This is a genomic window from Pseudomonas sp. SIMBA_068 (genome assembly GCF_046534705.1).
Classification (GTDB): domain Bacteria; phylum Pseudomonadota; class Gammaproteobacteria; order Pseudomonadales; family Pseudomonadaceae; genus Aquipseudomonas; species Aquipseudomonas putida.
Map to the genome: position 1 here is coordinate 1 of NZ_JAWRYI010000826.1, position 261 is coordinate 261.

Below are 261 nucleotides of genomic sequence, written 5' to 3' on the forward strand. Positions count from 1 at the left end.
GGAAACTCTCCCGACGGGCTTCCGCCTGACAGAAGACGGTGTGTTCTACGCCACCGAAGATGGTGACGCTCGCCCTGTGTGTTCACCACTTGAAATTCTTGCGCGCACTCGCGACGAAAAGGGACACAACTGGGGTCTACTCGTCGAGTTCGATGACCCCGACGGTGAAAAGAAGCGCTGGAACATCCCGGCGCGGACCATGACAGGCGACTTCGGCAAAGACGTATTGGGTCCGTTGGTCGACATGGGGCTGCGCCTTGC

The 261-nt window shown here is 59.4% G+C and carries 1 protein-coding gene; it reads left to right on the forward strand.

From position 1 onward, the window contains the following. Positions 1–261: DUF927 domain-containing protein (locus tag SB756_RS31625; protein ID WP_410913441.1), on the forward strand; the 261-nt coding region annotated here is incomplete at both ends.